Here is a 24,932-nt window from a genome sequence, read left to right as displayed (position 1 = left end):
CACCGAGAGGCATGCAGTCGACGTGACAACGGGTCGCTCCATCCATTGTCTCACATTCCGCGGCGGCACTTGACCCGCAGCGGGCGACACCTGTATGGCAACGTGCCGACCGACGCGACTATTCCCTCACGCGCCGAATCGGTCGTCGTCGCCCGAGGGTCGGTTGGCGAGGAAGCGCTCGAGCTCCGCCGCCAGCTCGTCCGCGCTGGGAAGGTCCCCGGTGTGGATGATCGGCGTCGCCTGCGTCGAGCCGGCCATGTAGGCGTCGTACCGCTCTTCCAGGTTCTCGACCATGCGAGACAGGTCCTCGCTGCCGGCGACCTGCTCTTCGACCTTCTCGAGATACTCGCGGTTCTCGTCGCGGAGCGAGTCGCCGGAGAAGACGAGGCCGGTCGCGACGGTGATCGCATCAAGGGCGGCCAGAGCGGAGGCCGGATACTCCGTGTCGCCGAGATAGTGGGGAACGAGTAGCACGAAACCCGCGACGGCGGCGCCGCCTTCGGCGAAGCGGTACTCGAGCAGGTGTCCGACCGTCGCCGGCACCTGCGTGGTCGGCTTCCAGACCGAATGCGCCTCCGTCAGCTCGCGCCGCGTGCCGCTCACCGTGGTTCCGATGGGCCGCGTGTGCGGGACGGGCATCGGGATGGCGTGCACCCACGTGACCGTGGACACGGCGAACTCCTCGGCCAGTGCCAGGATCGCGGAGGCGAAGGCCTCCCACGCGAAGTCCGGCTCATAGCCGGCCAGCATCAGGAACGGCGAGCCCAGCGCGTCGTGTCCGAGTGACAACTCCAGCCGCGGGGGTCGGTAGTCGGCGAGGTGATCCTGATCGAACGCGACGACGGGTCGCCGCGCGCGGTAATCCAGCAGGATGTCGTTGGTGAAGACCGCGACCGGAGTCGGGTCGATCTCATCCCGCAGGTACTCGATCGTGCGTGACAACGCACTGCCGGCGTCGGTGAAGCCGGTGAGGGCGATGACCAGCGGCAGTCCCCGGGGGATGGGAGGCACAGAGGCCGAACGCTCGAACAGCGACGAGGACAGGGACATCTGTCCATGCTACGAGGCGAGCGCCGACCGTCGGCGTACCCCGTCCCGCTCACAGCGAACACGCGCATCCCTAGGATGGGACCATGTCGTTCCCCGACCTCGAGTTCCGAACCAGTCCGATCCGAGAGTCCGACGCCGAAGCGATCCTTCTGGCGCTCCCCCCGCTCGACGATGCCGCCGACGCTCTGGCCGAATGGCCCGGCCTGCACGGCGCGCTGGAGGCGGTCGGGTTCACCGGTGCGCGATCGTCCTATCTGCGCGTCGCCGCGCCAGAGGCGACGCGGCTCCCGCTCGCGGTCGTCGGCACCGGTACGTCCCCCGGGGAACAGGATGTGCGTGCCGCCGTCGGCGCGGGAGTCCGCTCCCTCACCGGCTTCGACACGGTCGCCGTCGCGGCTCCCGCGTTCCAGGGGTGGCGTGCCGTGGCCGAAGGCGCCACGCTCGGCGGCTATCGCTTCGACTCCTATAAGAGCACTCCGCCGCCGGCACGCGCCGCGACCGTCGTCGTGCACGGCGAGACCCGTCCCGACCGTGGAGAACTCGAGGCCGTACGCGCCGATGCCGAGGCGATGGCGCTGGTGAAGGATCTGTCCACGATGCCCGCCGATCGCCTCGGCCCGGCGGACTTCGCCGACCGGGCCTGCCGGTGTCTGTCGACGTCTTCGACGAGACCGACCTCGAAGAGGGCGGATTCGGCGGCATCCTCGGTGTCGGACGCGGATCATCGAGGCCGCCGCGACTCGTGCGTGTGGACTACTCGCCGGCGGATGCGGCGGCCCACGTCGCGGTCGTCGGCAAGGGCATCACGTTCGACACCGGTGGACTCTCGCTCAAACCACCCGCTTCGATGGTGGGGATGAAGTACGACATGTGCGGCGCGGCCACCGCGCTCGCCGTCGTACGGGCCCTTGCTCGCGTCGGGGCGCCGGTACGCGCGACGGCGTGGCTCTGCCTCGCCGAGAACATGCCCTCGGGCTCGGCCACGCGACCCGGCGACGTCCTGACGATGCGGGACGGCTCGACCGTCGAGGTGCTGAACACCGACGCCGAGGGACGCCTGGTCCTGGCGGACGGTCTCGCCGCCGCGAGTGCCGAGAGCCCCGACCTCATCGTCGATGTCGCGACGCTGACGGGCGCGATATCCGTCGCCCTGGGGAACCGGCACACCGGGGTGATGGGCGATGACACCGCCGTGGCCCGCTTCCTCGCGGATGCGGCGACGACCGGCGAGGACGCGTGGCAGCTCCCGCTTCCCGAGCACATGGAGGAGGAGCTCGACTCGCCCGTCGCCGACATGCAGAACGCGAAGATCGGCGACCCGGCGGGCGGTTCGCTCTTCGCCGGCCTGTTCCTGCGTCGCTTCGTGGGTCGCGCGAGCGATGCCGAGGACGCTCCGCGCATTCCCTGGGTCCACCTGGACATCGCCGGCAGCGGCTGGCACAAGGGCGGTGGGTACGGATTCACCGACAAGGGCGCGACCGGCGCGACGGTGCGCGCGCTGATCCGCTTCGTGGCCGGAACGACGCGCTGATGGCCGTGCACGAGGCCGACCTCGTCGTGCTGGGCGGCGGGTCCGGCGGCTACGCGGCCGCCCTTCGCGCCGCGGAACTGGGATCCTCCGTCGTCATCGTCGAGAAGGACAAGCTCGGCGGGACCTGCCTGCACCGCGGCTGCGTGCCGACCAAGGCGCTCCTGCACGCCGGGGAGGTCGCCGACAACACCAGGGACGCAGCGGCAGTCGGGGTGCGAGCGACGTGGGAGGGCGTGGACGTCCCCGCTCTCACGGCGTATCGCGAGGCGATCGTCGCGAAGAAGCACAAGGGCCTGCAGGGCCTGATCGCCGCCCGCGGAATCACCGTCGTCCACGGCGCCGGCACCCTCGAGCAGGGGCCGGCAGTGCGGGTGGGCGACGACCTCTACCGCGGTCGCGATGTCGTCGTCGCGACCGGCTCGTACACGCGCACGCTCCCCGGCATCGACATCGGCGGGCGAATCCTCGGGAGCGAGCAGGCGCTCGAGCTCCCCGAGATCCCCGCGCACGTCGCCGTCCTCGGGGGCGGGGTCATCGGGGTCGAGTTCGCCAGTCTCTGGCGTTCTCTCGGTGCCGACGTGACGGTCATCGAGGCGCTCCCGACGCTCCTGCCCGCCGACGACGAGGTCATCGGCAAGACCCTGGAGCGCGCCTTCCGGCGCCGCGGCATCCGCACTGTCCTCGGAACGCCCGTCTCCGCCGTCACGGCGGACGAGGATCGCGTCGTCGTGCGGCTCGCGGATGACGCGGAGATCACAGCGGACGCCCTGCTGGTGGCGGTGGGCCGCGCGCCCGCGACGGACGGTCTCGGGCTCGAAGCGGCCGGCGTGGGCCTGGATCGCGGGTTCGTCGTCGTCGACGACGAACTCCGCACCGCCGCCGACCACGTCTGGGCGGTGGGCGACATCGTCGCCGGGCCGCAGTTGGCACACCGGGGATTCCAGCAGGGCATCCAGGTCGCCGAGCGGATCGCGGGTCGACGACCCGTGCGCGTCCCGGACGCTCACATCCCCCGCGTGACGTATTCATCGCCGGAGGCGGCGTCGGTCGGACTCACCGAGGCCGCCGCGCGTGCGCTGCACGGTGACGCGATCACCACCTACGAGTACAACCTCGCCGGCAACGCCAAGAGCGAGATCCTCGGAACGGCGGGGATCGTGAAGGTCGTCCGGCACGTCGACGGCCCCGTCGTGGGCATCCACATGGTGGGAGATCGCGTCGGGGAACTCATCGCAGAAGGTCAGCTCATCGTCGGGTGGGAAGCGCACCCCGAGGATGTGACCCCGTTCCTGCACGCGCATCCCACGCAGAGCGAGGCGCTGGGCGAGGCCCTCCTCGCCCTCGCCGGTTCGCCCCTGCACACACTGTGAGCGTTGCGCACGACACCCCCAGCCATCCGACGCCGGCGCGTCGAGGTCATCACTAAGCTAGAAGCAATCGGCATTCCGAAGGAGACAAGCACATGAGCACATCCGTCGTCCTCCCCGCGCTCGGCGAGAGCGTCACCGAGGGGACGGTGACCCGCTGGCTCAAGCAGGTCGGCGACACGATCCAGGAGGACGAGGGTCTTCTCGAGATCTCCACGGACAAGGTCGACACCGAAATCCCCTCGCCGGTCAGCGGCGTCATCGAAGAGATCCTCGTCCAGGAGGACGAAACCGTCGAGGTGGGCGCCGTGCTCGCCAAGATCGGCGACGGCGACGGAGCCCCTTCCGAGGACACGTCGGACGACTCCGCGCAGGCGGAGGCCCCCGCGCAGCCCGAGGCGGAACCTGCGGAAGAGCCCGCAGCCGAGGATTCCGGTCCCGAGCAGGCTGCTCCCGCCGCGCCCGACGCGGACGGTAAGGACGTCGTTCTGCCCGAACTCGGCGAGAGCGTCACCGAAGGCACCGTGACCCGCTGGCTGAAGAGCGTCGGCGACGACGTGGAGGTCGACGAGCCGCTGCTCGAGATCTCCACCGACAAGGTCGACACCGAGATCCCGTCGCCGTTCGCGGGCACGCTGCAGCAGATCCTGGTGCAGGAGGACGAGACCGTGGCCGTGGGTTCGCCGCTGGCCAAGATCGGCTCGGGCTCCCCTGCACCCGCGGAAGCGCCGTCCGAGGAGTCCGCGCCCGAGGAGCCCGCGTCCGCGCAGGAGACGTCAGCCCCCGAGCCTGCCGAGGAGCCGGCTCCCGCGCCGGCCGCCGAAGAGCGGACCTCCGAGCCGGAGCCCGCTCCCGCTCCCGCTCCCGAGAAGGCTGCCGCCGCACCGTCCGCTTCCGACGACATCTACGTCACGCCTCTGGTGCGCCGTCTCGCGCAGCAGCAGGGCGTCGATCTCGCGAGCGTCACCGGAACCGGCGTGGGCGGACGCATCCGCAAGGAGGACGTTCTGAAGGCGGCGGAGGCCCCGGCGACCCCGACGTCTGCCGCGGAGGCGGCGCCCGTCGAGGTGGAGGTGTCGCCCCTTCGCGGCACCACGCAGCCGATGTCGCGCCTTCGCAAGGTGCTCGCCGAGCGTGCTGTGGCGTCGATGCAGTCGACGGCGCAGCTGACGACGGTCGTGGAAGTCGACGTGACCAAGCTGTCGCAGTACCGCGACCGGGTGAAGAAGGATTTCCAGGCGAAGACCGGGGACAAACTGTCCTTCCTGCCGTTCTTCGCCCTCGCCGCGGCCGAGGCGCTGCAGACGTATCCGATCATCAACTCCACGGTCGACGGCGACAAGATCGTCTACCCCGCCACCGAGAACGTGTCGATCGCGGTGGACACGGAGCGTGGCCTGCTGACGCCCGTGCTGCGCGATGCGGCGAGCAAGAGCCTCGCTCAGATCGCGCACGAGATCGCCGACCTCGCCGCGCGCACGCGCGACAACAAGCTCAAGCCCGACGAGCTGGCCGGAGGCACCTTCACGCTCACGAACACCGGCTCTCGCGGCGCCCTGTTCGACACACCGGTGGTGTTCCTGCCGCAGTCGGCGATCCTCGGAACGGGCACTGTCGTCAAGCGCCCCGGCGTGGTGACGGTCGACGGGGCGGAAGCCATCTCGGTGCGGTCGTACGTGTACCTCGCCCTGTCGTACGACCACCGCACCATCGACGGCGCAGACGCGGCCCGTTTCCTCGCGGCGGTCAAGAAGCGCCTCGAGGACGCATCGTTCGAGGCCAACCTCGGCGCCTGATCGCTCGAGACTCATGGCTGCTGTGCGACGTCATGGACGTCACGCAGCAGCCATGAGTCGTCTCTGCGCGCGATGACGACGACCTGATTCGGCGCCTCGGGTCCAGACACGCGAAGCACGGCGACGCCGCCGAAATCATCCAGCACCTCGACGTCGCGCACGCTCGCATCGAGGTCGACGGCGCCGGGCGGAACCGACGTGATCGGCGACCAGTAAACCCCTGCGAGACACTCGGGATCATCGTCACAGCGGATGCGCGCCTCCAGCAGCGCCGCCGTCACGACAGCGAGGTCGTCGTTTGCGGCCACGCCCACGGCGGCGGCCGGAACCGGCGACGTGGTCGCGGTCGACGCGGGGGTGGCCCCCTGATCGACCGGTGCAGTGGCAGGCTCCTCCGCACCGACCGGCCACAGCAGTCCGATCGCCACGACGGCACCTGCCGCAGCTCCGGCGAAGAGGAGCGTCGAACGGCGAGAGCGCGCTCCGGTCATCGTTCGGCGCACGCGCTCCACCGTCGCTCCGATCGTCTCCGCGAGGCCGCCGTCGACGTATCGACCGAGGTTCACGAGCACACCGGCACCGTCGGGCTCCTCCGAAGCAGCGAGGTCGGCGGTGACATCCGCGCGAGCCGGCGCGATCGCCGCGCCGGCCGAACGGGGACCGAACCTCACCGTGACCAGGGCCTCCGGCGACGCCGCATCGAACCACTCGTCCTCGAGCCGTCTCGCGGTGCGCTCGTCGACGCCTCCGGCCACGGAAGCCACGGTCCGTTCGACCAACGACGAGAGTCCCCCCTCCCCTTTCCCGAGCTCGGTCAGCACGTCTGCGGAGGCACGCTCCGCTGACGTTGCCGGGTCGCCGGTGAGGGCGAAACCGGGCCGGCCGTCGTCGGTCAACCACCAGGAACCACTGCCCGGCGACGTCACCCCTGCGTCGTCGAGTTCCCGCAGTCCGCGCAGCACACTGACGGCGATCGTGACGCGCTCGCCGTCGGAGAGGAGAGGTCCGCGCCGGGTCAGGAAGGTCATCAGCCTCTCGACGAAGAGCGGGAAGACGGCGTCATGCCCCTCGACCGAGCGCCTGATGTCCGTGGGTACGACCACGTGCGCCGGGTCGCGCAGCGCCCAGCCGGGCCACGTCCGCCCCAGAGCAGCGACCGGAACCACGAGCGCGGGCGCCCCGTCGTCCAGCCGCGCCACCACACCGGGCCACGGCGTGTCGTCGCCGTCGATGCGGCGCACGACCCGCGCTCCCGCGCGCAGGTGGGGCGCGAGGACAGACGAGGGCGGGGTATCGGATGACGGGGCCACGTCTCCCACCGTTCCGTTCGCGAGCATTCGGCGCTCCTCCCGCGTCGCTTCTGTGGAAGGCTCCTCCGCTGCCGCTCCCTGTGGAGGGGAGGACGTGTCCGAACCAGGCTGCGCCCGAAAGGTATCCTGGTCCCATGGCCCGCAGCACCGCCCCGGAGAAGCGACCCGGCTTCTTCTCCCAGCTCCGCACCCTGTTCACCTTCACGCGCAAGGCGTTCCCCTGGTTGCCGTATGTCCTCATCGGCATTCTGGTCGTCGGCGCCGCCGTCGGCGTGGGAATCGGCTTCCTGGTGCAGCCGGTCGCGTGGTGGAGCGTGCTCCTGTGGGCGATCACCGGCCTGATGGCGGGCATTCTCGCCGCCATGATGACCATGACACGTCTGTCGACGAAGGCGATGTACCGCCAGATCGACGGCATGCCCGGTGCGACCGGCCACGTGATCTCGACGTCGCTCGGCCGCAGGTGGCAGGCGAGCGAGATGCCGGTGGGGATCAACCCCAAGACCCAGGAGGCGGTCTATCGCGCGATCGGACGCGGTGGGGTGGTCATCGTCGGCGAGGGCGCGCGCGGGCGCCTGACCCGCCTCGTGGGCGACGAACGATCCAAGATCAAGCGCGTGGCCTCGGGCGTGCCCATCACGGTGCTCTATGTCGGACACGGCGACGACGAGGTGCCGATCGCAAAGCTCGCCCCGACGATCAAGAAGCTCCCGAAGGCGATCGACCGCGCGACCATGGCCGCGGTCATCAAGCGCGTCGACTCGGTCTCGCAGTCGCTCGCCTCGCTCCCGATCCCCAAGGGCATGGACCCCAATCGCGTCCGTGCACCGCGGCCGCGCTGAGGGCAGTCAGGAACGCACGAGGACCGTGCCGGCCGCCTTGTCGTGCAGTCCTCGCTGATCGGCGTCCCAGATCACCGCAGGGATCACCAGAACCAGGAGCACCGTCCGCACGATCGGGCGCCACAGTCCGACCCAGGCACCGTCGATCCGGGTGAGACGCAGTCCGAGGATGCGATGACCGGGGCTGCCCTGCAGCATGGGCGCGAACACCACCTGGATCGCCATGAAAATCGCCGCGATCACGAGCGGATCGCCGGAGAAGACGGCTGGCAGACCATCGGGGTCGGTGACGAACAGTCCGGCGAGGATGTAGGCCGCCCCGTAGTCGATGAACAGGGCTCCGACACGCCGGCCGAGTCGGCCTATCGAACCCCGCCCCGATGCGGGCAGTCCCAGGCGCTCACCGGGATATCGCTGGTCTGTCACCGCACAAGCGTACCCAGACCCCTGTAACCTGGCCGAAACATTGGTGTCACGACCGGGCAACGCCCTGTCGGTACCGTGCAAGCCATGCCCCTCGCGGGTTGGCAGTTCCCGAACGCCCTACCTCTGGAGACTCCATGTTCAGTGATTCATCCGAGGTGCTGAAGTTCATCAAGGACGAGGACGTCAAGTTCCTCGACATCCGGTTCACGGATCTTCCTGGTGTGCAGCAGCACTTCAACATTCCCGCCTCGACCGTCGACGAGGAGTTCTTCACCGTCGGACAGCTCTTCGACGGCTCGTCGATCCGCGGTTTCGCGAACATCCACGAGTCCGACATGCAGCTCATCCCGGACGTGTCGACCGCCTACCTCGATCCGTTCCGCGACGAGAAGACCCTCATCATGGTCTTCGACATCTACAACCCGCGCAATGGCGAAATCTACGGCAAGGACCCGCGTCAGGTAGCCAAGAAGGCGGAGAAGTACCTCGCCTCGACCGGCATCGCCGACACCGCCTTCTTCGCCCCGGAGGCGGAGTTCTACATCTTCGACGATGTGCGCTACGAGGTGAAGCAGAACACGAGCTTCTACGCCGTGGACTCCGTCGAAGGCGCGTGGAACACCGCCCGCGCCGAAGAGGGCGGGAACCTCGCCAACAAGACCCCGTACAAGGGCGGTTACTTCCCCGTCTCCCCGGTCGACAAGACGGCTGACCTGCGTGACGACATCAGCCTGCGCCTGATCGCCAGCGGACTCGAGCTCGAGCGCGCTCACCACGAGGTGGGCACCGCCGGCCAGCAGGAGATCAACTACAAGTTCGACACGATGGTCCACGCGGCGGACGACATCCTGAAGTTCAAGTACATCGTCAAGAACACGGCCGACCAGTGGGGCAAGACCGCCACGTTCATGCCGAAGCCGCTCTTCGGCGACAACGGTTCGGGCATGCACACCCACCAGTCGCTCTGGAACGGCGGCCAGCCGCTGTTCTACGACGAGAAGGGCTATGGCGGACTGTCGGACATCGCCCGCTGGTACATCGGCGGCATCCTCGCCCACGCTCCTGCCGTTCTGGCCTTCACCAATCCGACGCTCAACAGCTACCACCGTCTGGTGAAGGGCTTCGAGGCGCCGGTCAACCTGGTCTACTCGGCCGGAAACCGCTCGGCGGCCATCCGCATCCCGATCACCGGGTCCAACCCGAAGGCCAAGCGCATCGAGTTCCGCGCCCCCGACGCGTCGGGCAACCCGTACCTCGCGTTCGCAGCGCAGCTCATGGCCGGCATCGACGGCATCAAGAACCGCATCGAGCCGCACGAGCCGGTCGACAAGGACCTCTACGAGCTGCCGCCCGAGGAGGCCAAGAACATCCCGCAGGTCCCCAACTCCCTGCTGGACTCGCTCGAGGCCCTGCGCAACGACCACGAGTTCCTCCTCGCCGGTGGCGTGTTCACTCCCGAGCTGATCGAGACGTGGATCGAGTACAAGATCGAGAACGAGATCCAGCCGATCGCACAGCGACCGCACCCGTTCGAGTTCGAGCTCTACTTCGGCGTGTGACGCAGACCGCGTGACGGACGACGGCCCCCGGGTGCATCCCGGGGGCCGTCGTCGTGCCGAGCCGCGTCGCGAGCGACGCTCAACCGTAGAAGAGCGTGTCGAACGTGCGACGGGCGCGTCGGGCGGTGCGCACCCACTCCTCCTCGACAAGACTGGCGCTGTGGGGCGGCATCTCGAGCAGACGCCCGATGCCGTCGAGCTTGGATCTGTCCGTCGGCAGCACGTCGCTGGTCTGTCCCGAGAGCAGCGTGTTGGCGGACCTCAGCCGGCTCGCCAGACGCCAGGACGCCGCCAGACGCTCGGTCGCGACCGCCGACACGAGGCCCGCCTCGCGTGCGGCGTGCAGGGCGTCGAGCGTCGAGGTGGTGCGCATGGCCGGTACCGCGTGCGCGTGCTGCAGCTGCAGGAGCTGCACCAGCCATTCCACGTCGCTCAGGCCGCCCGGGCCGAGCTTGAGGTGACGAGCCGGGTCCACCCCCTGGGGCAGCCGCTCACTCTCGACCCGCGCCTTGATCCGCTTGATCTCACGAAGCCCCTGCTGGTCCGCGTGCGCGGGATAGCGCACCTCGTCGGCAAGTTCGGTGAAGGCGCGGATGAGCTTGACACTTCCCGCGATCCCCCGTGCCCGCAGCAGCGCCTGCGCCTCCCACGACAGCGACCATCGACGATAGTACTCGGCATACGATTCCAGGGATCGCACGAGCGGGCCGTTGCGCCCCTCCGGGCGCAGGTCCGCGTCGAGGTCGAGCGGGAGACGATGGTCCTCGGAATGCCGCCGAAGTCCCTGGACGAGCGCCTGCGCGAGCTGATGCGCTCGCTGAGGGTCGAGCCCGTTCGGTCGGTAGACGTACATGACGTCCGCGTCGGATCCGAAGCCGAGCTCCCGCCCCCCGAAGCGACCCATCGCGATGATCGAGAAATCGAGCGCGTCGTCTTCCGGTGGAACGACCTCCCGGCGCACCGCGCGCAGGGTGGCCTGGATGCTCACTTCGCTGATCGTGGTGAGGGTGTCCGCGATCTCCTCGATCGTGAGCACGCCGAGGATTCCTCCCATGGCGGTCCGCAGCATCTCGCGGCGGCGGAGCGCCCGGACGGAGTGCATCGCGTCTTCGACGTTGTCGTGACGGGTCTGTATCGCGCGCGCTTCCTCCTGGAGAGCGACCCCGGACCGCGGACGGAGAGCCCCGCCGTCATCGAGCCACGCCGCCGACTCGGGGATCCATTCCATCAGTTCACCGACATAGCGGGAGCCCGAGAGCACACGCGTGAGGTCTTCGGCAGCTCCCGCGGAGTCGCGCAGCATGCGCAGGAACCAGGGCGAGTCCCCCAGCCTCTCGCTGAGACGACGGAAGGCGATCAGCCCGTAGTCGGGGTCGACGCCGTCGGCGAACCAGCGGAGCATGACCGGCATGAGGTGCCGCTGGATCTGCGACTTGCGACTGAGTCCCGTCGTGAGCGCCCCGATGTGACGCAGCGCGCCACCGGGGTCGTGGAATCCGATGGCCGCCAGCCGATCCTTCGCCTGCTCCGGCGAGAGGGAGCGCTCCTCTTCGGGGAGAGCGGCCACCGCCGACAGCAGCGGACGGTAGAACAGCCGCACGTGGATGTCGCGAACCTCGCGCTTGACCGATTCCCAGATCCGCAGGACGGAATCGCCGGTGTCCCCGAGTCCGGTCGCCCGAGCCAGGGAACGCAGTCCCTCGGCGTCTTCGGGCATCAGGTGGGTGCGGCGCAGGTGGCGCAGCTGCACGCGATGCTCGAGCAGCCGGAGCATCCGGTAGTCACGCGAGAAGGCGGCGGCTTCGGCGCGGCCGATGTACCCCTCCGCGACGAGGGCGTCGAGGGCCGCGAGGGTGCTCCGCTGCCGGATCCCGTGGTCGGAGAGTCCATGGACCAGCTGCAGCAGCTGCACGGTGAACTCGATGTCCCGGATCCCGCCGGGGCCGAGTTTGATCTGGCGGGCGACTTCGTCGTTCGGGATGTGGTCGGTCACACGTTCACGCATGCGCTGCACGCCGTCGACGAAGTTCTCGCGCGCGGCGCTCGTCCACACCTTCGGCCCGACCGCGTTAACGTACGCATCGCCGAGCGCCTCGTCGCCCGCGATCGCGCGCGCTTTCAGCAGCGCCTGGAACTCCCAGCTCGCCGCCCACCGGTCATAGTACGACAGGTGCGACTCCAGGGTGCGCACCAGCGCTCCCTGCTTCCCCTCGGGGCGGAGGTTCGCGTCGACCTCCCACAGAGGAGGCTCGACCTCCATCTCGGACACGCCGCGCATGGTCTGAACCGCCAGCCGGGTCGCGATGTCGATCACCCGGCTCTCCCCCACCTCCTCGCGGAGCCCGTCCGCTGCGCCGCCGACGAAGATGACGTCGACGTCGCTGACGTAATTCAGCTCGCGCGCCCCCGTTTTGCCCATGCCGATGACCGCGAGCTGGGTCGCCGCCACATGCTCGCGCGGGAAAGCCGGCCCCGTCGACGACACCCGTGTGCGAGCGACACACAGCGACGCCTCGAGTGCGGCCGCCGCTGCGTCCGCCAGCCGGCCGGCGACGAACGGGACCTGGTCGACGGGCGAGGGACTCAGCAGGTCGAAAGCGGCGATCTTGGCGAGCATGCGCCGATACCGCACCCGCAGTGCAACCCAGCAGCTCTCACTGCCGTCGCGAGCGAAGCCGTCCTCTTCTCCGACCGCGGCGAGCAGCTCCCTCCGCATCTCGATGTCGGTCGGCAGGCTCGTGCCGGCATGCGCCAGCTCGGCGAGCTCCTCTGGATGGCGGAGGAAGAAATCCCCGAATCCGGACGACGCACCCAGGAGCGCCCACAGGGCACGCCACCCGTTCTCGCTCGCACGAAGCGCCCGCACGGCGGCGGGATCTCGTCGCGCGATGAAGAGGATCGCCGAGACGGCGACATCGGGATCGGCCGCGTCCGACGCGGCGTCGCGGAGCTCCTCCCAGGGCACGTCGATGAGCTGCTCGAGTTCGGAGAGGTCCGCATCGGCCTCCGTCAGGCGGCTGAAGCCGACGCGCGCGAGACCGGTCAGGGTCGTGGAGCGATCGCGGGCCATGGCGCCGGCGTCAGAGCATCTCGAGGTTGCTCTTCAACTCGTACGGCGTGACCTGCGAGCGGTACTCCTGCCACTCGCGGCGCTTGTTCAGCAGCACGTAGTTGAAGACCTGCTCGCCGAGGGTCTCGGCCACCAGCTCGGACTCCTCCATGTATTCCAGGGCGTGGTCGAGACTCGTCGGCAACGGCGCATAGCCGAGCGCGCGACGCTCGGAGTCCGTCAGCGACCACACATTGTCCTCGGCCTCGGCAGGCAACTCGTACCCCTCCTCGATGCCCTTGAGGCCCGCCGAGAGCATCAGGGCGTACGCCAGGTACGGATTGGCCGCCGAGTCGATGCCGCGATACTCCACGCGTGAGGACTGACCCTTGTTCGGCTTGTACATCGGTACGCGCACGAGGGCGGAGCGGTTGTTGTGCCCCCAGCAGATGAAGCTCGGGGCCTCGTCGCCGCCCCACAGACGCTTGTAGGAGTTGACGAACTGGTTCGTGACCGCCGAGATCTCGTTGGCGTGGCGCAGCAGCCCCGCGATGAACTGCCGCCCGACCTTGGAGAGCTGATACTGACCGCCCTCTTCGTAGAACGCGTTCGTGTCGCCCTCGAAGAGCGACATGTGGGTGTGCATCCCGCTTCCCGGCTTGCCGCCGAGCGGCTTCGGCATGAACGTCGCGTAGACGCCCTGCTCGATGGCGACCTCCTTGATCACCGTGCGGAACGTCATGATGTTGTCGGCGGTCGTGAGGGCATCGGCGTACCGCAGGTCGATCTCGTTCTGACCCGGTCCGCCCTCGTGGTGGCTGAACTCCACGGAGATCCCGAGGTCCTCCAGCATGCGCACGGAACGACGACGAAAATCGTGCGCCGTGCCGCCCGGCACGTTGTCGAAGTAGCCGGCCGAATCGACCGGTTCCGGGCCTTCCGTCCCGTAGCGCGACGACTTCAGCAGGTAGAACTCGATCTCCGGATGCGTGTAGAAGGTGAAGCCCGCATCGGCTGCCTTCGCCAGAGACCGCTTGAGTACGTACCGCGGGTCGGCCACCGCGGGCTGACCGTCGGGGGTGGTGATGTCGCAGAACATCCGACCGGTCGGGTCGATCTCGCCTCGCCACGGAAGCGTCTGGAACGTCGTGGGGTCGGGGTGCGCCAGCAGATCCGATTCGTAGGTGCGCGTGAGCCCCTCGATCGCGGAGCCGTCGAAGCCGAGACCCTCGTTGAAGGCCCCCTCGACCTCCGCGGGGGCGATCGCCACCGACTTGAGCGTGCCGATCACGTCGGTGAACCAGAGCCGGACGAACTTGACGCCTCGCTCCTCGATCGTGCGCAGGACGAAATCGCGCTGCTTGTCCATGACTTTCCCTCCGCTGGACGTCGGTTGGCTGACTGCCAGACTACTTGTCGTCGGCGCCGGTTCCGGTCGCGCCCCAGGCGTCGTCGCGGGCTTCGTCCTCGGCCCAGGCGCGCGAGCGCTCCTTCAGCAGCTCCGGCGCCCGCGCGGCATCCTCGGCCGTGTCGAACGGGCCGGCGCGGTCGACCGCCGGCGAGACGTGGCCCCGCTCGACCTGCCCGGTCGTCAGGTTGTACCAGAACTTCTCTTCGCCGCCGGACATGGCCGCCTCCTCCGGTTCGCGAGCGCCTCGGTGACACCTCTGTCTTGATCCTACTGAAGCGGTGTCCGCGCCTGGATAGGGTGAAGACATGGCAGCGAACAGCACCCGGGCGATAGGCGTCGACATCGGCGGCACAGGCATCAAGGGCGGCATCGTCGATCTCGAGCGCGGCGAACTCCTCAGCGATCGGGTGAAGGTGTCCACCCCGAAGGGGGCCAAGCCCCAAGACGTGCTCGACGCGGTCACCGTCGTCCTCGACGAGCTCGGCGTCTCGGACGAGGCCCTCCCCCTCGGTGTCGCCTTCCCCGCCATCGTGAAGTCCGGTCGCACACTGTCGGCCGCGAACGTGTCGGAGGAATGGATCGGGTTCGAAGCCGAGGCGTTCTTCGAGAAGGGGCTCGGGCGCGACATCCACTTCGCCAACGATGCCGACGTCGCCGGGATCGCCGAGGTGCGCTACGGAGCGGCGAAGGGCATCGACGGACTCACCATCCTCACCACGCTCGGAACCGGGATCGGGTCGGCGATGATCTACGACGGCGTGCTGATCCCCAACAGCGAGCTCGGACACGTGCACCGCGCGAAGCACGGTAAGGACGCCGAGGCCTATGCGGCGTACTCGGCGATGGAACGGGACGAGCTGTCCTGGAAGAAGTGGGCGGCGCGGCTGCAGTGGTACTACAGCCACATCGAGTTCCTCTTCAGCCCCGATCTCTTCGTCGTCGGCGGCGGCGTCTCCAAGCACTCCGAGCAGTTCCTGCCGCTGCTGGACATCAGGACTCCGATCGTTCCCGCTGTGCACCGCAACAACGCCGGCATCATCGGTGCGGCGTCGCTCGCGGTGAACTGAGGCGAATGGGCCGGCCTGTACGCCGGGTTCTGTTCCGGGGCTCGCGCCCCATCGACGGTCATCTCTCTCGGCGTCACGTTGCCGTGACGCTCCAGCGGCCTACCCGGGGACTCGGCGGGCCGCGTCATCATCCCCTGTCTGGCCTTGCTCCGGGCGAGGTTTGCCGTGCGGGTCGTGTCACCACGACCCCGGTGGTCTCTTACACCGCCCTTTCACCCTTACCGGGCACGCCCGGCGGTCTGCTCTCTGTGGCACTGTCTCGCGGATCGCTCCGGGTGGGTGTTACCCACCGCCCTGCCCTGTGGAGCCCGGACGTTCCTCGGTGCGACGCGCGCAACGCGACCGTCCGGCCGACCCATTCGCTGCAGCGATCCTATCGCCGTCAGTCCTTCTGCGCGGACTCGGCGATGCGCACATCGAGCGGGAAATCGACCGGAAAGTCGCCGAACAGCAACCGGCCGGCTGCGGCAGCCGCGTCGCGGACCGCCTCAGCGACCTCCTCCGCGTGCTCCCGTGGACAGTGCACGATCACCTCGTCATGCAGGAAGAACGCGATGTGCGGTCGACGGGCGAACACCGGTCCGGATGCGGCAGCGGCGGTCGCGGCCTCGGGGAACGCGGTCAACCGTGTGCGAAGGTCGGCCAACCACGCCAGCGCCCACTCCGCGGCCGTTCCCTGCACGATGAAGTTCCGAGTGAAGCGCCCGCGGTCGCGAGAGGCGCGCTTGGCGCGCAGGATGTCCGCGGTCGACGCGTCCGCCTCGCTCGCGCGTGCCTGCGTCGCCCGCCACGTCGCGCCGGCATCGGGCGTGGTCCGTCCCCATGACGTCGAGACGGGCGCGCCGTCCTCGCCACGACGTGCGGCCGCATCGACCATCGCCATCGCGCGCGGGTACGTATGTCGCAACCTCGGCATGAGCCGTCCGCTCTCGCCCGTCGTCGCCCCGTACATCGCCCCGAGCATGGCGAGCTTCGCGTCGTACCGGGTGGCGACCGCGCCGTCGGCGACGATGCCCTCGTAGAGGTCACGACCGCGCGACGCCTCCGCGAGGGCCGCATCCCTCGACATGCCGCACAGGACGCGCGGCTCGAGCTGCGCGACGTCGGCCACGACCAGACACCACCCCGGATCGGCGCGGACAGCGGAGCGGAGTCCGCGCGGAATCTGCAGCGCTCCCCCGCCGGCGGAGGCCCAGCGCCCGGTCACGACTCCCGCCGGAATGTACACGGGACGGAAGCGACCCGCCGAGACCCATTCGTCCGACCACGCCCAGCCGTTCGCCGAGCAGAGCCGCGCGAGGCGCTTGTACTCCAGGAGCGTCGGAACCACCTCGTGCTCGACGCGCTCGAGCTCCCATCGGCTCGTCGACTCGACCGCGATCCCCCTCCGATGCAGCGCGCGGAGGAGCCTGACCGCGGAGTCGGGGTTGAGGGTCGGATCGTCGAGCTGCTCGCGCAGACGCTGAGCGAGCAGCTCCAGCTGCGAGGGTCGCGCACCCGAGGGCGGACGAGCGCCGAGTTCGGCCTCGAGCACGGCGTCATGGCGCGCCTGGTCCCAAGGGAGCCCGGCTGCATGCATCTCGGCCGCAAGCAGAGCGCCCGCCGACTCCGCGGCGGCGAGCAGGTGGAGCCCGGAACCAGCGCGCGCGGTCGACAGCGCCCCGCGCTGCCGGCGGAATTCGGCGAGGGTCGCAGCGATGTCACCGGTCGTATCCGTCGGAGCAGCGAGATCGAACAGCGTCGCCGCGGCGACAGCCACCGCGGGCGACGGTCCGCCCTCCCATTCCGCTGCGGCACGCAGGGCACCGGGCGCGGCGATGTCCGCGCTGCACGCGAGGATCCGGTGGCTGAGCCGCAGATCGTGCGACCGGGCGACACGCACCCCCGCGGCCAGCAGCGGCGGGTATCGCCGAGCCGTGTCGTCCCACACCCACCGCGGGGCCGAGGCGAGCTCGCGCTGGACGACGTGGTCCGCGAACTCACCTGGAGCCAGCGACACCCGGCGTCGTTCACCCGCATCCGCGTCGAGATCCACGACCACCACACGCTGGTCGTGATCGCCGACGACCGCCCAGGTGATGGGGGCGAGCGGGCCGGGGTCAGCCGAGGCCGTGTCGGCGGCTCTCACCGTGGCCCGTGGCCTCGTCGGGACGCCGGATCTTCCCGCGAGGGCTCCTCTGCTGGACGATCGAAGCGCTCACAGGCCCGACTCCTCCGTGCGCACCAGGATGCATCCGCACTCGGGGCACAGCACGACGTCGTCGTCCGCGGCGCGTCGCACCTCCGCCAGGTCGGTGCCCGAGAGAACCATATGACAGCCGCCGCAGGTGTTGCGGGTCAGCAGTCCCGCTCCGGCGTTACGGATCGCGAGCCGGTCGTACTGCGCCACGAGATCATCGGCGATCCCGGCCGCCACCGCAGCCCGATCGCGGGTGGCGGTGGCGGCGTCGGCGGTCGCCGCTTCCACGGCGGCCTTCCCGGCGGCGCTCAGCTCCGCGCCCTCCGCATTGGTCCGCGCGATCATCCCCTCTGCGGCCGTCACGGCGGCCTGAGCGTCCTCGAGCTGCTCCATCACGGCGAGTTCGGCGTCCTCCAGGTCGCTCTTGCGGCGGGCGAGGGAGGCGAGCTCGCTCTCCAGCCCCTGCGCTTCCTTCACGTTCGAGGTCGCGGCCAGACGCTCGGTGTCGCGCACGCGCCGCGCGTCGACGACGGCGACGTCGGCTTCGATGCGGCCGATCTCGGCCTGCAGGTCATCTCGCGTGCCGAGAAGGGCGGCCAGCTCCTGAGTGCGCGCCTGACGCTCCGCCAGCAGCTCCTTCACCCGAGCGGCGTGCGGCGGGCTTGCACGTGCCGCTTCGGCTCGCCGGATGCGGGAGTCGAGCTCGGCCAGGTCGAGGAGCGCGCGCTGATCGCGGGGAGAAGCCTTCACCCGACCAACATAGGTCACCCGCCCGAAGCGGCGCCCGGTGGTGGGCCCTGCCGGGATCGAACCGACGACATCCACGGTGAAATCTGGACGCTCTGGCGGCGAGATCATTCCCCTCTTCGGCGAGCGGATCGCGTCGTGAGCATCCGCACGAGCGGCTACGACCACGCAAACGGTCACGCTTGCCGCGTCATCAAGGGCGAGGTCATCCCCGGCACGTGGCGCGCTGTCTGCACCTGCGGGTGGGTCGGGAAGACTTTTGGGTCGAAGGGTGCGATCAGCGCGGCGCGCGGCGAGAAGTGGTCCCACCTGTTCGACGCCGAAGACGGCATCATCGCACCGCTCGCGTCATGATCGAATCGTCGGAAGGTCACAGCGTCAGCATGCCGACCGGCGACCACAAGCGCCTTGCGCCCACAACAGCACATGCGCGTGCATCCGTCCTGTGGCATATGTCGTCCATGGACGACGAAGTACTGGGGGCCTTCGCCGCATATCAGAGGGCCCAAGATCTGTCAGAGAACACCATCCGCAACCGTGCGAGCATTCTCCGCACGCTACGCGCCACGACGGACACGTCGCTGGTCGACGCGACCGTGACGCAGCTACGCACCTTCCAAGGCCGGGAAGGCATCAAACCTGGATCGCGACGGACATGCCGGAACGCGCTCACCGCGTTCTACACATTCCTCGTCGAGGACGGGTACCGCGATGACAACCCCGCAGCCCGCCTGCCGGTCGTGAGAGCCCCGAAAGGCACCGCGCGACCATTCACCCACGAACAGGTCGACGCGATGCTGGAGAGCGGCGCCTACGCCCGCACACGCGCGATGATCCTCCTCGGCTACTACCAAGGATTCCGCGTCTCCTCCATCGCCGCCGTCCACGGCCACGACATCGACCTACTCGCCGGCACCATCCGCTCCGTCGTCAAAGGCGACAAGCCCCTCTCCTTCCCACTGCACCCGGTGATCGCCGAGCTCTCGCGACTCATGCCAGCCGACGACTGGTGGTTCCCAGCCCGCGCCGGCCACACTGGGCACATCCACTCCTCATCCGTCACGAACCTCATCACCCGCGCGAAACACCGCGCCGGCATCACCGACCCACAACTCACCCCGCACTCCCTGCGCCACTCCTTCGGAACCGACCTCGTCGACCACGAGATCGACATCCGCGTCGTGCAAGAGCTGATGGGCCACGGGAGCGTCGCCACCACGGAGATCTACACGCGCGTCTCCGCGAAGCGAAAACGCGACGCCATCCACGTCCTGCCGCCGCGGGCCATTCCCCACCGATCGGGACGGAATCGAGACATTCCGCCCGTGGCGGCCTAGTAGTCTCTCCCCCAACGTTCACCGTTACACCCTGGGGGGATCATGACGAACGACAGCACGCCCGCGCCCGGATGGTACCCGGCCCCGCACGCGAACAACGAGCAGCGCTACTGGGACGGCACACAATGGCTTGAACCGGATGCCGGGGACACGGCCGTGCTCACCGATACCACGCCCGGGACCGAGGCGAAGCCGAAGAAGAAGGGGCTGCGCTGGTGGGCATGGGTGCTCATCGGCCTCGGCGCTCTCTTCCTGCTGATGATCATCATCGGCGCGCTGAACGCGCCGTCGACCACAGGCGCCGCGCCGGCCACCACGCCAAGCTCCGCACCAGTCGTCGAGGAAGAGGTGGTCGAGGAAGAGCCTGAGCCGGTGATGGTCGAGATCCTCGACTACAACGGCCAAAGCGTCGCCGCCGCCACATCCGCGCTCAAAGCGCTCGGCCTCGAGGTGTCCACGACCGCCAGCGACGAAGCCACCGTCACCGGCACCGACCCCGCCGCCGGCGAAAGCGTCGAGGAAGGCTCCACCGTCACCATCACCGGCGAGGAGCCCCCGCAGCTCACCATGGGCCAGCAGAACGCCATCGCGAAGGCCGAGAGCTACCTCGCCTACACCGCGTTCTCACGCTCCGGTCTCGTCGGACAGCTCGAGTTCGAAGGCTTCGACACCGCCGACGCCGAGTTCGCCGTCGACAACATCGAGGTCGACTGGAACGAGCAAGCCGCACTCAAGGCGGAGAGCTACCTCGAATACACGTCGTTCTCCCGTGACGGCCTGATCGAGCAGCTCCTCTTCGAGGGCTTCTCCCAGGAGCAGGCCGAGTACGGCGTCAGCGCCGTCGGCTACTGACGACACAGCAGAAGAGCCCCCGGGCCCGCTCGAGATGAGCGAGCCCGGGGGCTTCTGTATGTGGTGGTGCGGAATTCACCAATATGTGGGCGATAGGTCAGGCGATGACCTGTTCAATGATTACATTGTCCAGTTCCCAAGCGCTGCCCGTCGCGTCACCGCAAGTGAGCACCGCGTACTGCGTTGGGATCGTTGCCGCGTAGGTTATGGTGCGTTTCGTGTCACCATTCACTCGAAGTTGAACCTCACCTGTGGACACATTCGTCACACCTACCCAGACAGTATCGCCAGGCGACACGGGGAACGACTGCGAGTCGAGGGACACCGTTCCGTCCGTGATCGTGCGGATGCGAGCGGCGAGTTCTCCCGACGACTGACTCACTCGCGCCCCGACCGCATGGGTCGCATTGTTCAACGCGGTGCGGTTCGAGAAGAAGTCCGCCACGGTTGATGCGTCACCACCCGATACGACCTTGATCGACATGCCCGCGTTCGCGAATCCAGTCGGAATCCCCAGAGTGGCGGATGCGGGCTCGGTTCCTGCGCCGAGGGTCCCGGTATCCGTAATCGCAAACCGATCCAGCCCCGTGGAAGACTCCCAAGCTACAGGGGTGCCTCCAAGAGCAGCGTCGGTACTTCGAGGGCTGAATGGACCGGCTGCGCCGGCGAACGAGTCAGACGTGTAGACCTCGAACGTGCCAGGCTCCGGGGCGGGCTCGTCACCGATGGTGAGCGTTCCCGTGAACCACGGCCATAGCGTCGCCCCTTCTGTGACGAGCACCCTGCGCACGTCGATAGTGGTTCCCGCACCGGGGATGTCCGCGCCGACTGTGAAGTCGAGACGGTTCACTGCCGAGGGTGCCGCGATGGTGATGCTAATGCGCTGCCATCCGCCCGTCGCCCGGAACCCTGTCGTGGCCCATGTGCGAGAGAATGACGACGTGCCGTAAGCGCGGACGAACGGCTTGAGGACAGCCGCCGTGTTGCTGATCCGCACCCATGCAGAGAACGTCCAGCATTTCCCACCGAACGAGGGTGTGGCCGACTGGGAGAACACCTTCAACCCCGCCGAGTTGGTGTTGATCGTCATCGCCCGAACGAAACCGCCCTCACCCGGCATCCATGTGATGCCGGTGACGTTGCCGTCTGCGGTTACGCCGGACGCATCCGTCATCGCAGGGGCAAGGTTGGTCAGCGTCGTGAACGCGGCTCCGTCACGGTTGCCCGTGATGAACGTCGTGTCCGACGCGGCCTTGTCGCGGACGAGCCCGCCTCCGGCGTTCTCGGTGAGCGCGTTGCGGCTGATCATCGGCTCAACGGCGATCGTGTCCGCACCTGGCAGACGCAGACCGGCACCGAAGTGCCCCTGAACCGTGTTCCCCTCGATGCGTGGCTGAACCATGTCGCCCGTGAACAGCATCCCGTCAAGAAGGTCCGCCGCGTGAGCGAGGCCGTTCTCCCGAACAGTATTGTCGCGCACCTCCCACCGGTCCAGCACGGGCGCTTCAATGTCGAAGCCTTGCCCGTGGTTGCGTTCGATGCGGTTGTGAACGAATCGCCACCCGCCGCCTAGTCGCGCTGTCGTGGGCGAGAGCACGCCGGGGCCGATGTTGTCAGTGATCTCATTGTTGGTGAACGTGTAGCCGCCAGTGCCCGCGTGACGGAGCAGGATGCCCGCACCGCCCGCCTCAGTCCCGTTCCGGGTGATGACACAGTTGGACACGATGCCGTCCTTGCCGCCCGAGCGGGGTTCCCCATTCGGAGCCGACCCGGACAGGCAGTACCCGGCCATCGTGTTGTCGGCGAAGTGGCACTCGGAGACGACAAGACCATGCACGCCAGCGTCGTTCACGCCCGTGAAGTTACCGCGCGCGGTGCAGCCGATCATCGTGTATCCGCGACCGTCCTTCTGGTCGAGCATCGATGCGAGGCGCTCGAAGAAGAACCCGGACGAGTGGTTGTCGAGCGACCAGCAGTTGATGAACGTGACGGACTCGTTCTCGAACATGCCGACACCGATACCGAACCCGGCGCCAGCGCCCCATGTGTACGTGCCACCGCGACCGCAACGAATCGCAATGCAATCCACGTACGTGGTGTCCTGGGAGAAGTCGTTGCCGAAGCCCGTGCCCCACGAGTCCTTCACTGTCACGCGAGAGATCAGCGCACGATTCAGGTAACGCAGCGACAGGCCCTTGATCGTCGCCCCCGGTACTGAGGTCTGCCCGATGCACTCCAAGGTGAAGTCCTGGAACGACACATCATCCATCGTCCCGGTGAAGTCCAGTGAACTCATTGCGGCGAGCTGCGCGCTTCCCTCGGGCCAGAACGCAGTATTGGCCCGTCCTGCACCACGGAGCCCCACGCCGCCTCGCCACACGACAGCACTGGTGAGCTTGTAATTTCCTGCCGGAACCTCAATCGTTCGCGGCCCAGCGAAAGCAACAGCATCCGCGATCGCATTCACGGCACGCTGGAGAATGACGCCGATATCCGATTCCCGGTCGGTTGGCAGCGTCTCGCCCTCATTCAGGAACTGGTAGATCGACACTGCTGGAAGCTGAGCAAACGTGCCTTCTAGTTGAATTCTGGTCTGCGTTCCGGGGGTCGCGATCAGGTTCGCGTTGATCGCGTCGTTCGTGTCCCCGACGGCCTCAGCAGCCGCCTGCGCCGCTGCCGCCGCCGTGGCCGCCGCCTGCGCGTTGAGGCGCTCCTGCTCCGCCTGCGCGGCGCTCGAGGCCGCGGCGCCCGCGTTCCCCGACGCGATGGACGCCGCCGACTCCGCAGCGTTCGCGTACACCGACAGCGACGTCATCGGCGTGCGCACACCACCCGACACGACCACGATCTGCATCTCGCCGGACGTCACCCGGAACGGCGGGTAGATGCCCAGCGACGACGCGCGCAGCTGCATCGGGACGCCCTGCAGGTCGGTGAGGGACAGGGGTGTGTCGAGGTTCGTGTCGGCCATGGCGTACACGACGGCCTCGGCGTTGCGGACGAAGGTGCCGTTCTCGTCGGCAGCCACGGCAGCCGGGAAGTAGTCGATGATCGCCACAGGTCACTCCAGACGTTCGGAAGGCGAGAAGAGGATGAGGAGCACGTGGGCCGCCACCAAGACGGTGACGGTCCAGAAGACCCGCCCGGGGTCAGTTGATGCCGGACGGCCGCTTGATCCACCCGGCGAGGTACGCGACGCCGGCTGTGACGAGGGTGAGCGTGGCACCCTCGACCGCGACAGGCAGGTCGACCCCGCCGAGCGTTTCGATCAGGTAGATGCCGATCGTGCTGACTGCGCCGCCGACGCCCGCACCGGCTGTGGCGGCGAGCACCTTCGGCTGCGGCTTGCCCGTCGGGTTGCCGTGCTCGTCGGTCGTGACGTTCTCGTTCATGCTGATCTCCTTTACTCCGCTGTCGCGGGGATGGGCAGGCACACTGCCGCCTGCTGGTTCGTGGTGGCACCGGCGTCGTCGACGACGGTGATGGTGACGATCTGGAGGCTGTACCCCTCGGGGCACGACGGCCCCGGATCGCCCTGTGGTCCGGCCGGCCCCTGCGGCCCGACCTCGCCCTGCGGTCCCTGCGGCCCGATCGGTCCCGTGGCTCCGTCAGCACCGTTCGCGCCGTCGGCGCCTGCGGAGCCGTCCGACCCGTCAGCGCCTGGTGCGCCGTCAGCGCCGGGCTCGCCCTGCTCTCCGTCCTCCCCGGGGAGTCCGCGCGGCCCGGCTGGGCCACGTGCTCCGGTTTCACCTGCCGGGCCGGGCACAACACTCTCCGGGTCTTCGCCGTCGGGGTACTGCCCGAGGTCGAGTACCTGGTCGTAGAGCGACTGCGCGTTCTCCTGAGACGCGTGTAGGTCGTCCAGGAGTACGGCGATCTGATCGGCTTGCCGTGCGTTGCGGTCGTTCGCGGCACCCAGTCGCGTCGACAGGTTGATGATGGTGAACCCGCCGAGTACGAGCAGGGCTATGGCGAGGACGCTGACGAGGGAGACGAAGATGACCTTCGCGCGCCACGCTCTGCTCATCTCATCCCCCCACCACTCCTGTCGCGACGAGAGTTGCCGCGAGGCTGAAGACCGCGCCGACGGCGGCGAGGATGATCGCGATGCCGGTGTTGTACTTCCGTGCTTCCATGCGGTCTTCCACCGTCTGCAGCCGGGCCGCGACAGCCTTGCGCTCGTTCGCTTCCTTCTCGTCTGCGGCGATGCGTTCCTGCTTCTCCGCCTCGACCGCGGCGATGCGTTCGGCCCGTTCTGACGCGAGCGCACCGACCAGACCCTCGATGCGGAGATCGACGTGAGCCTGGTCGGTGCGGGTCGCCATGTTCTGCTTGATCTCGGATACGTCCGACTGCAGGTTGGCGATGCGTTCGACGATGACGGGGACCGAGGGCTCCTCGGTTCCCAT

The 24,932-nt window shown here is 68.5% G+C and carries 20 protein-coding genes, 1 other RNA gene and 1 pseudogene; 9 read left to right on the top strand and 13 right to left on the bottom strand.

Going from position 1 to position 24,932, the window contains the following annotated elements; genetic code table 11:
• Positions 1–126: 126 nt before the first annotated feature.
• Positions 127–1,050 carry a proteasome assembly chaperone family protein gene (locus IM777_RS08970; protein WP_194383117.1) on the bottom strand — a complete coding sequence of 308 codons (924 nt, stop codon included), beginning with the start codon at positions 1,048–1,050 and terminating at the stop codon, positions 127–129.
• A gap of 83 nt (positions 1,051–1,133) precedes the next feature.
• Between IM777_RS08970 and IM777_RS17585 the strand changes: the two are divergent.
• The 3 genes and pseudogenes from IM777_RS17585 (at position 1,134) to sucB (ending at position 5,744) form a co-directional block, all read left to right on the top strand.
• A pseudogene (locus IM777_RS17585) lies at positions 1,134–2,581 on the top strand (leucyl aminopeptidase).
• Positions 2,581–3,951, top strand: a complete 1,371-nt coding sequence (gene lpdA, locus IM777_RS08960) for a dihydrolipoyl dehydrogenase (protein WP_194383116.1) — start codon at positions 2,581–2,583, stop codon at positions 3,949–3,951. Before IM777_RS17585 ends, lpdA begins: the two are co-directional and overlap by 1 nt.
• A gap of 92 nt (positions 3,952–4,043) precedes the next feature.
• Positions 4,044–5,744, top strand: a complete 1,701-nt coding sequence (sucB, locus tag IM777_RS08955) for a 2-oxoglutarate dehydrogenase, E2 component, dihydrolipoamide succinyltransferase (RefSeq protein ID WP_194383115.1) — start codon at positions 4,044–4,046, stop codon at positions 5,742–5,744.
• Between the two features lie 11 nt (positions 5,745–5,755).
• Here the strand turns inward: sucB and IM777_RS08950 are convergent, their stop codons facing one another.
• Positions 5,756–7,081, bottom strand: a complete 1,326-nt coding sequence (locus IM777_RS08950) for a hypothetical protein (RefSeq protein ID WP_194383114.1) — start codon at positions 7,079–7,081, stop codon at positions 5,756–5,758.
• Positions 7,082–7,188: 107 nt separating this feature from the next.
• On the opposite strand from IM777_RS08950, the gene IM777_RS08945 reads away from it, so the two are divergent.
• On the top strand, positions 7,189–7,896 hold the full coding sequence (locus IM777_RS08945) for a DUF4191 domain-containing protein (protein ID WP_194383113.1): 708 nt from the start codon (positions 7,189–7,191) through the stop codon (positions 7,894–7,896).
• Positions 7,897–7,902: 6 nt separating this feature from the next.
• Here the strand turns inward: IM777_RS08945 and IM777_RS08940 are convergent, their stop codons facing one another.
• The gene (locus IM777_RS08940) at positions 7,903–8,322 is read right to left on the bottom strand and encodes an RDD family protein (RefSeq protein WP_194383112.1); all 420 of its coding nucleotides are present in this window, start codon (positions 8,320–8,322) and stop codon (positions 7,903–7,905) included.
• Positions 8,323–8,456: 134 nt separating this feature from the next.
• Between IM777_RS08940 and glnA (IM777_RS08935) the strand changes: the two genes are divergently transcribed.
• The gene (gene glnA, locus IM777_RS08935) at positions 8,457–9,881 is read left to right on the top strand and encodes a type I glutamate--ammonia ligase (RefSeq protein ID WP_071043434.1); all 1,425 of its coding nucleotides are present in this window, start codon (positions 8,457–8,459) and stop codon (positions 9,879–9,881) included.
• Positions 9,882–9,960: 79 nt separating this feature from the next.
• On the opposite strand, the gene IM777_RS08930 is transcribed toward glnA (IM777_RS08935), so the two are convergent.
• The 3 genes from IM777_RS08930 to IM777_RS08920 are packed head-to-tail and all read right to left on the bottom strand — an operon-like array spanning position 9,961 to position 14,558.
• Positions 9,961–12,951, bottom strand: a complete 2,991-nt coding sequence (locus IM777_RS08930; protein WP_194383111.1) for a bifunctional [glutamine synthetase] adenylyltransferase/[glutamine synthetase]-adenylyl-L-tyrosine phosphorylase — start codon at positions 12,949–12,951, stop codon at positions 9,961–9,963.
• Positions 12,952–12,961: 10 nt separating this feature from the next.
• Entirely contained in the window at positions 12,962–14,299 is a 1,338-nt protein-coding gene (gene glnA, locus IM777_RS08925) for a type I glutamate--ammonia ligase (RefSeq protein WP_194383110.1), read from the bottom strand.
• 40 nt (positions 14,300–14,339) lie between these two features.
• Entirely contained in the window at positions 14,340–14,558 is a 219-nt protein-coding gene (locus IM777_RS08920; protein ID WP_071043431.1) for a hypothetical protein, read from the bottom strand.
• Between the two features lie 88 nt (positions 14,559–14,646).
• Here IM777_RS08920 and ppgK point away from each other — a divergent pair, with 88 nt between their 5' ends.
• Positions 14,647–15,408 (top strand): polyphosphate--glucose phosphotransferase, encoded by a 762-nt coding sequence (gene ppgK / locus IM777_RS08915; RefSeq protein ID WP_194383109.1) that lies wholly within the window; start codon positions 14,647–14,649, stop codon positions 15,406–15,408.
• A 2-nt stretch (positions 15,409–15,410) separates the two neighbouring features.
• On the opposite strand, the gene rnpB is transcribed toward ppgK, so the two are convergent.
• The 3 genes from rnpB to IM777_RS08900 form a co-directional block, all read right to left on the bottom strand.
• Positions 15,411–15,766: RNase P RNA component class A (gene rnpB / locus IM777_RS08910), an RNA gene on the bottom strand.
• Positions 15,767–15,790: 24 nt separating this feature from the next.
• The gene (locus IM777_RS08905) at positions 15,791–17,536 is read right to left on the bottom strand and encodes a bifunctional 3'-5' exonuclease/DNA polymerase (RefSeq protein WP_228480740.1); all 1,746 of its coding nucleotides are present in this window, start codon (positions 17,534–17,536) and stop codon (positions 15,791–15,793) included.
• Between the two features lie 69 nt (positions 17,537–17,605).
• On the bottom strand, positions 17,606–18,337 hold the full coding sequence (locus IM777_RS08900; protein ID WP_194383108.1) for a zinc ribbon domain-containing protein: 732 nt from the start codon (positions 18,335–18,337) through the stop codon (positions 17,606–17,608).
• Between the two features lie 135 nt (positions 18,338–18,472).
• Here IM777_RS08900 and IM777_RS08895 point away from each other — a divergent pair, with 135 nt between their 5' ends.
• The 3 genes from IM777_RS08895 (at position 18,473) to IM777_RS08885 (ending at position 20,523) form a co-directional block, all read left to right on the top strand.
• Positions 18,473–18,688, top strand: coding sequence for a hypothetical protein (locus IM777_RS08895; RefSeq protein WP_194383107.1), 216 nt, complete (start codon positions 18,473–18,475; stop codon positions 18,686–18,688).
• Positions 18,689–18,795: 107 nt separating this feature from the next.
• Positions 18,796–19,671, top strand: a complete 876-nt coding sequence (locus IM777_RS17435; RefSeq protein WP_194383106.1) for a tyrosine-type recombinase/integrase — start codon at positions 18,796–18,798, stop codon at positions 19,669–19,671.
• Between the two features lie 42 nt (positions 19,672–19,713).
• A complete protein-coding gene (locus IM777_RS08885; RefSeq protein WP_194383105.1) occupies positions 19,714–20,523 on the top strand; it encodes an Ltp family lipoprotein in 810 nt (269 codons plus the stop codon).
• A 97-nt stretch (positions 20,524–20,620) separates the two neighbouring features.
• On the opposite strand, the gene IM777_RS08880 is transcribed toward IM777_RS08885, so the two are convergent.
• From IM777_RS08880 to IM777_RS08865, 4 genes are all read right to left on the bottom strand, one after another.
• The gene (locus IM777_RS08880) at positions 20,621–23,581 is read right to left on the bottom strand and encodes a right-handed parallel beta-helix repeat-containing protein (protein ID WP_194383104.1); all 2,961 of its coding nucleotides are present in this window, start codon (positions 23,579–23,581) and stop codon (positions 20,621–20,623) included.
• Between the two features lie 91 nt (positions 23,582–23,672).
• Positions 23,673–23,915, bottom strand: a complete 243-nt coding sequence (locus tag IM777_RS08875) for a hypothetical protein (RefSeq protein WP_194383103.1) — start codon at positions 23,913–23,915, stop codon at positions 23,673–23,675.
• 11 nt (positions 23,916–23,926) lie between these two features.
• The gene (locus IM777_RS17430; RefSeq protein WP_194383102.1) at positions 23,927–24,550 is read right to left on the bottom strand and encodes a collagen-like domain-containing protein; all 624 of its coding nucleotides are present in this window, start codon (positions 24,548–24,550) and stop codon (positions 23,927–23,929) included.
• 1 nt (position 24,551) lies between these two features.
• Positions 24,552–24,932: a hypothetical protein gene (locus IM777_RS08865; protein ID WP_194383101.1), complete on the bottom strand. Its 381-nt coding sequence runs from the start codon at positions 24,930–24,932 to the stop codon at positions 24,552–24,554.

Origin of the sequence: Microbacterium luteum (assembly GCF_015277875.1) — a bacterium.
Taxonomy (GTDB): Bacteria; Actinomycetota; Actinomycetes; order Actinomycetales; family Microbacteriaceae; genus Microbacterium; species Microbacterium luteum.
Note: the sequence above shows the minus strand (reverse complement) of the source record. Positions and strands in the feature narration are given on the sequence as shown.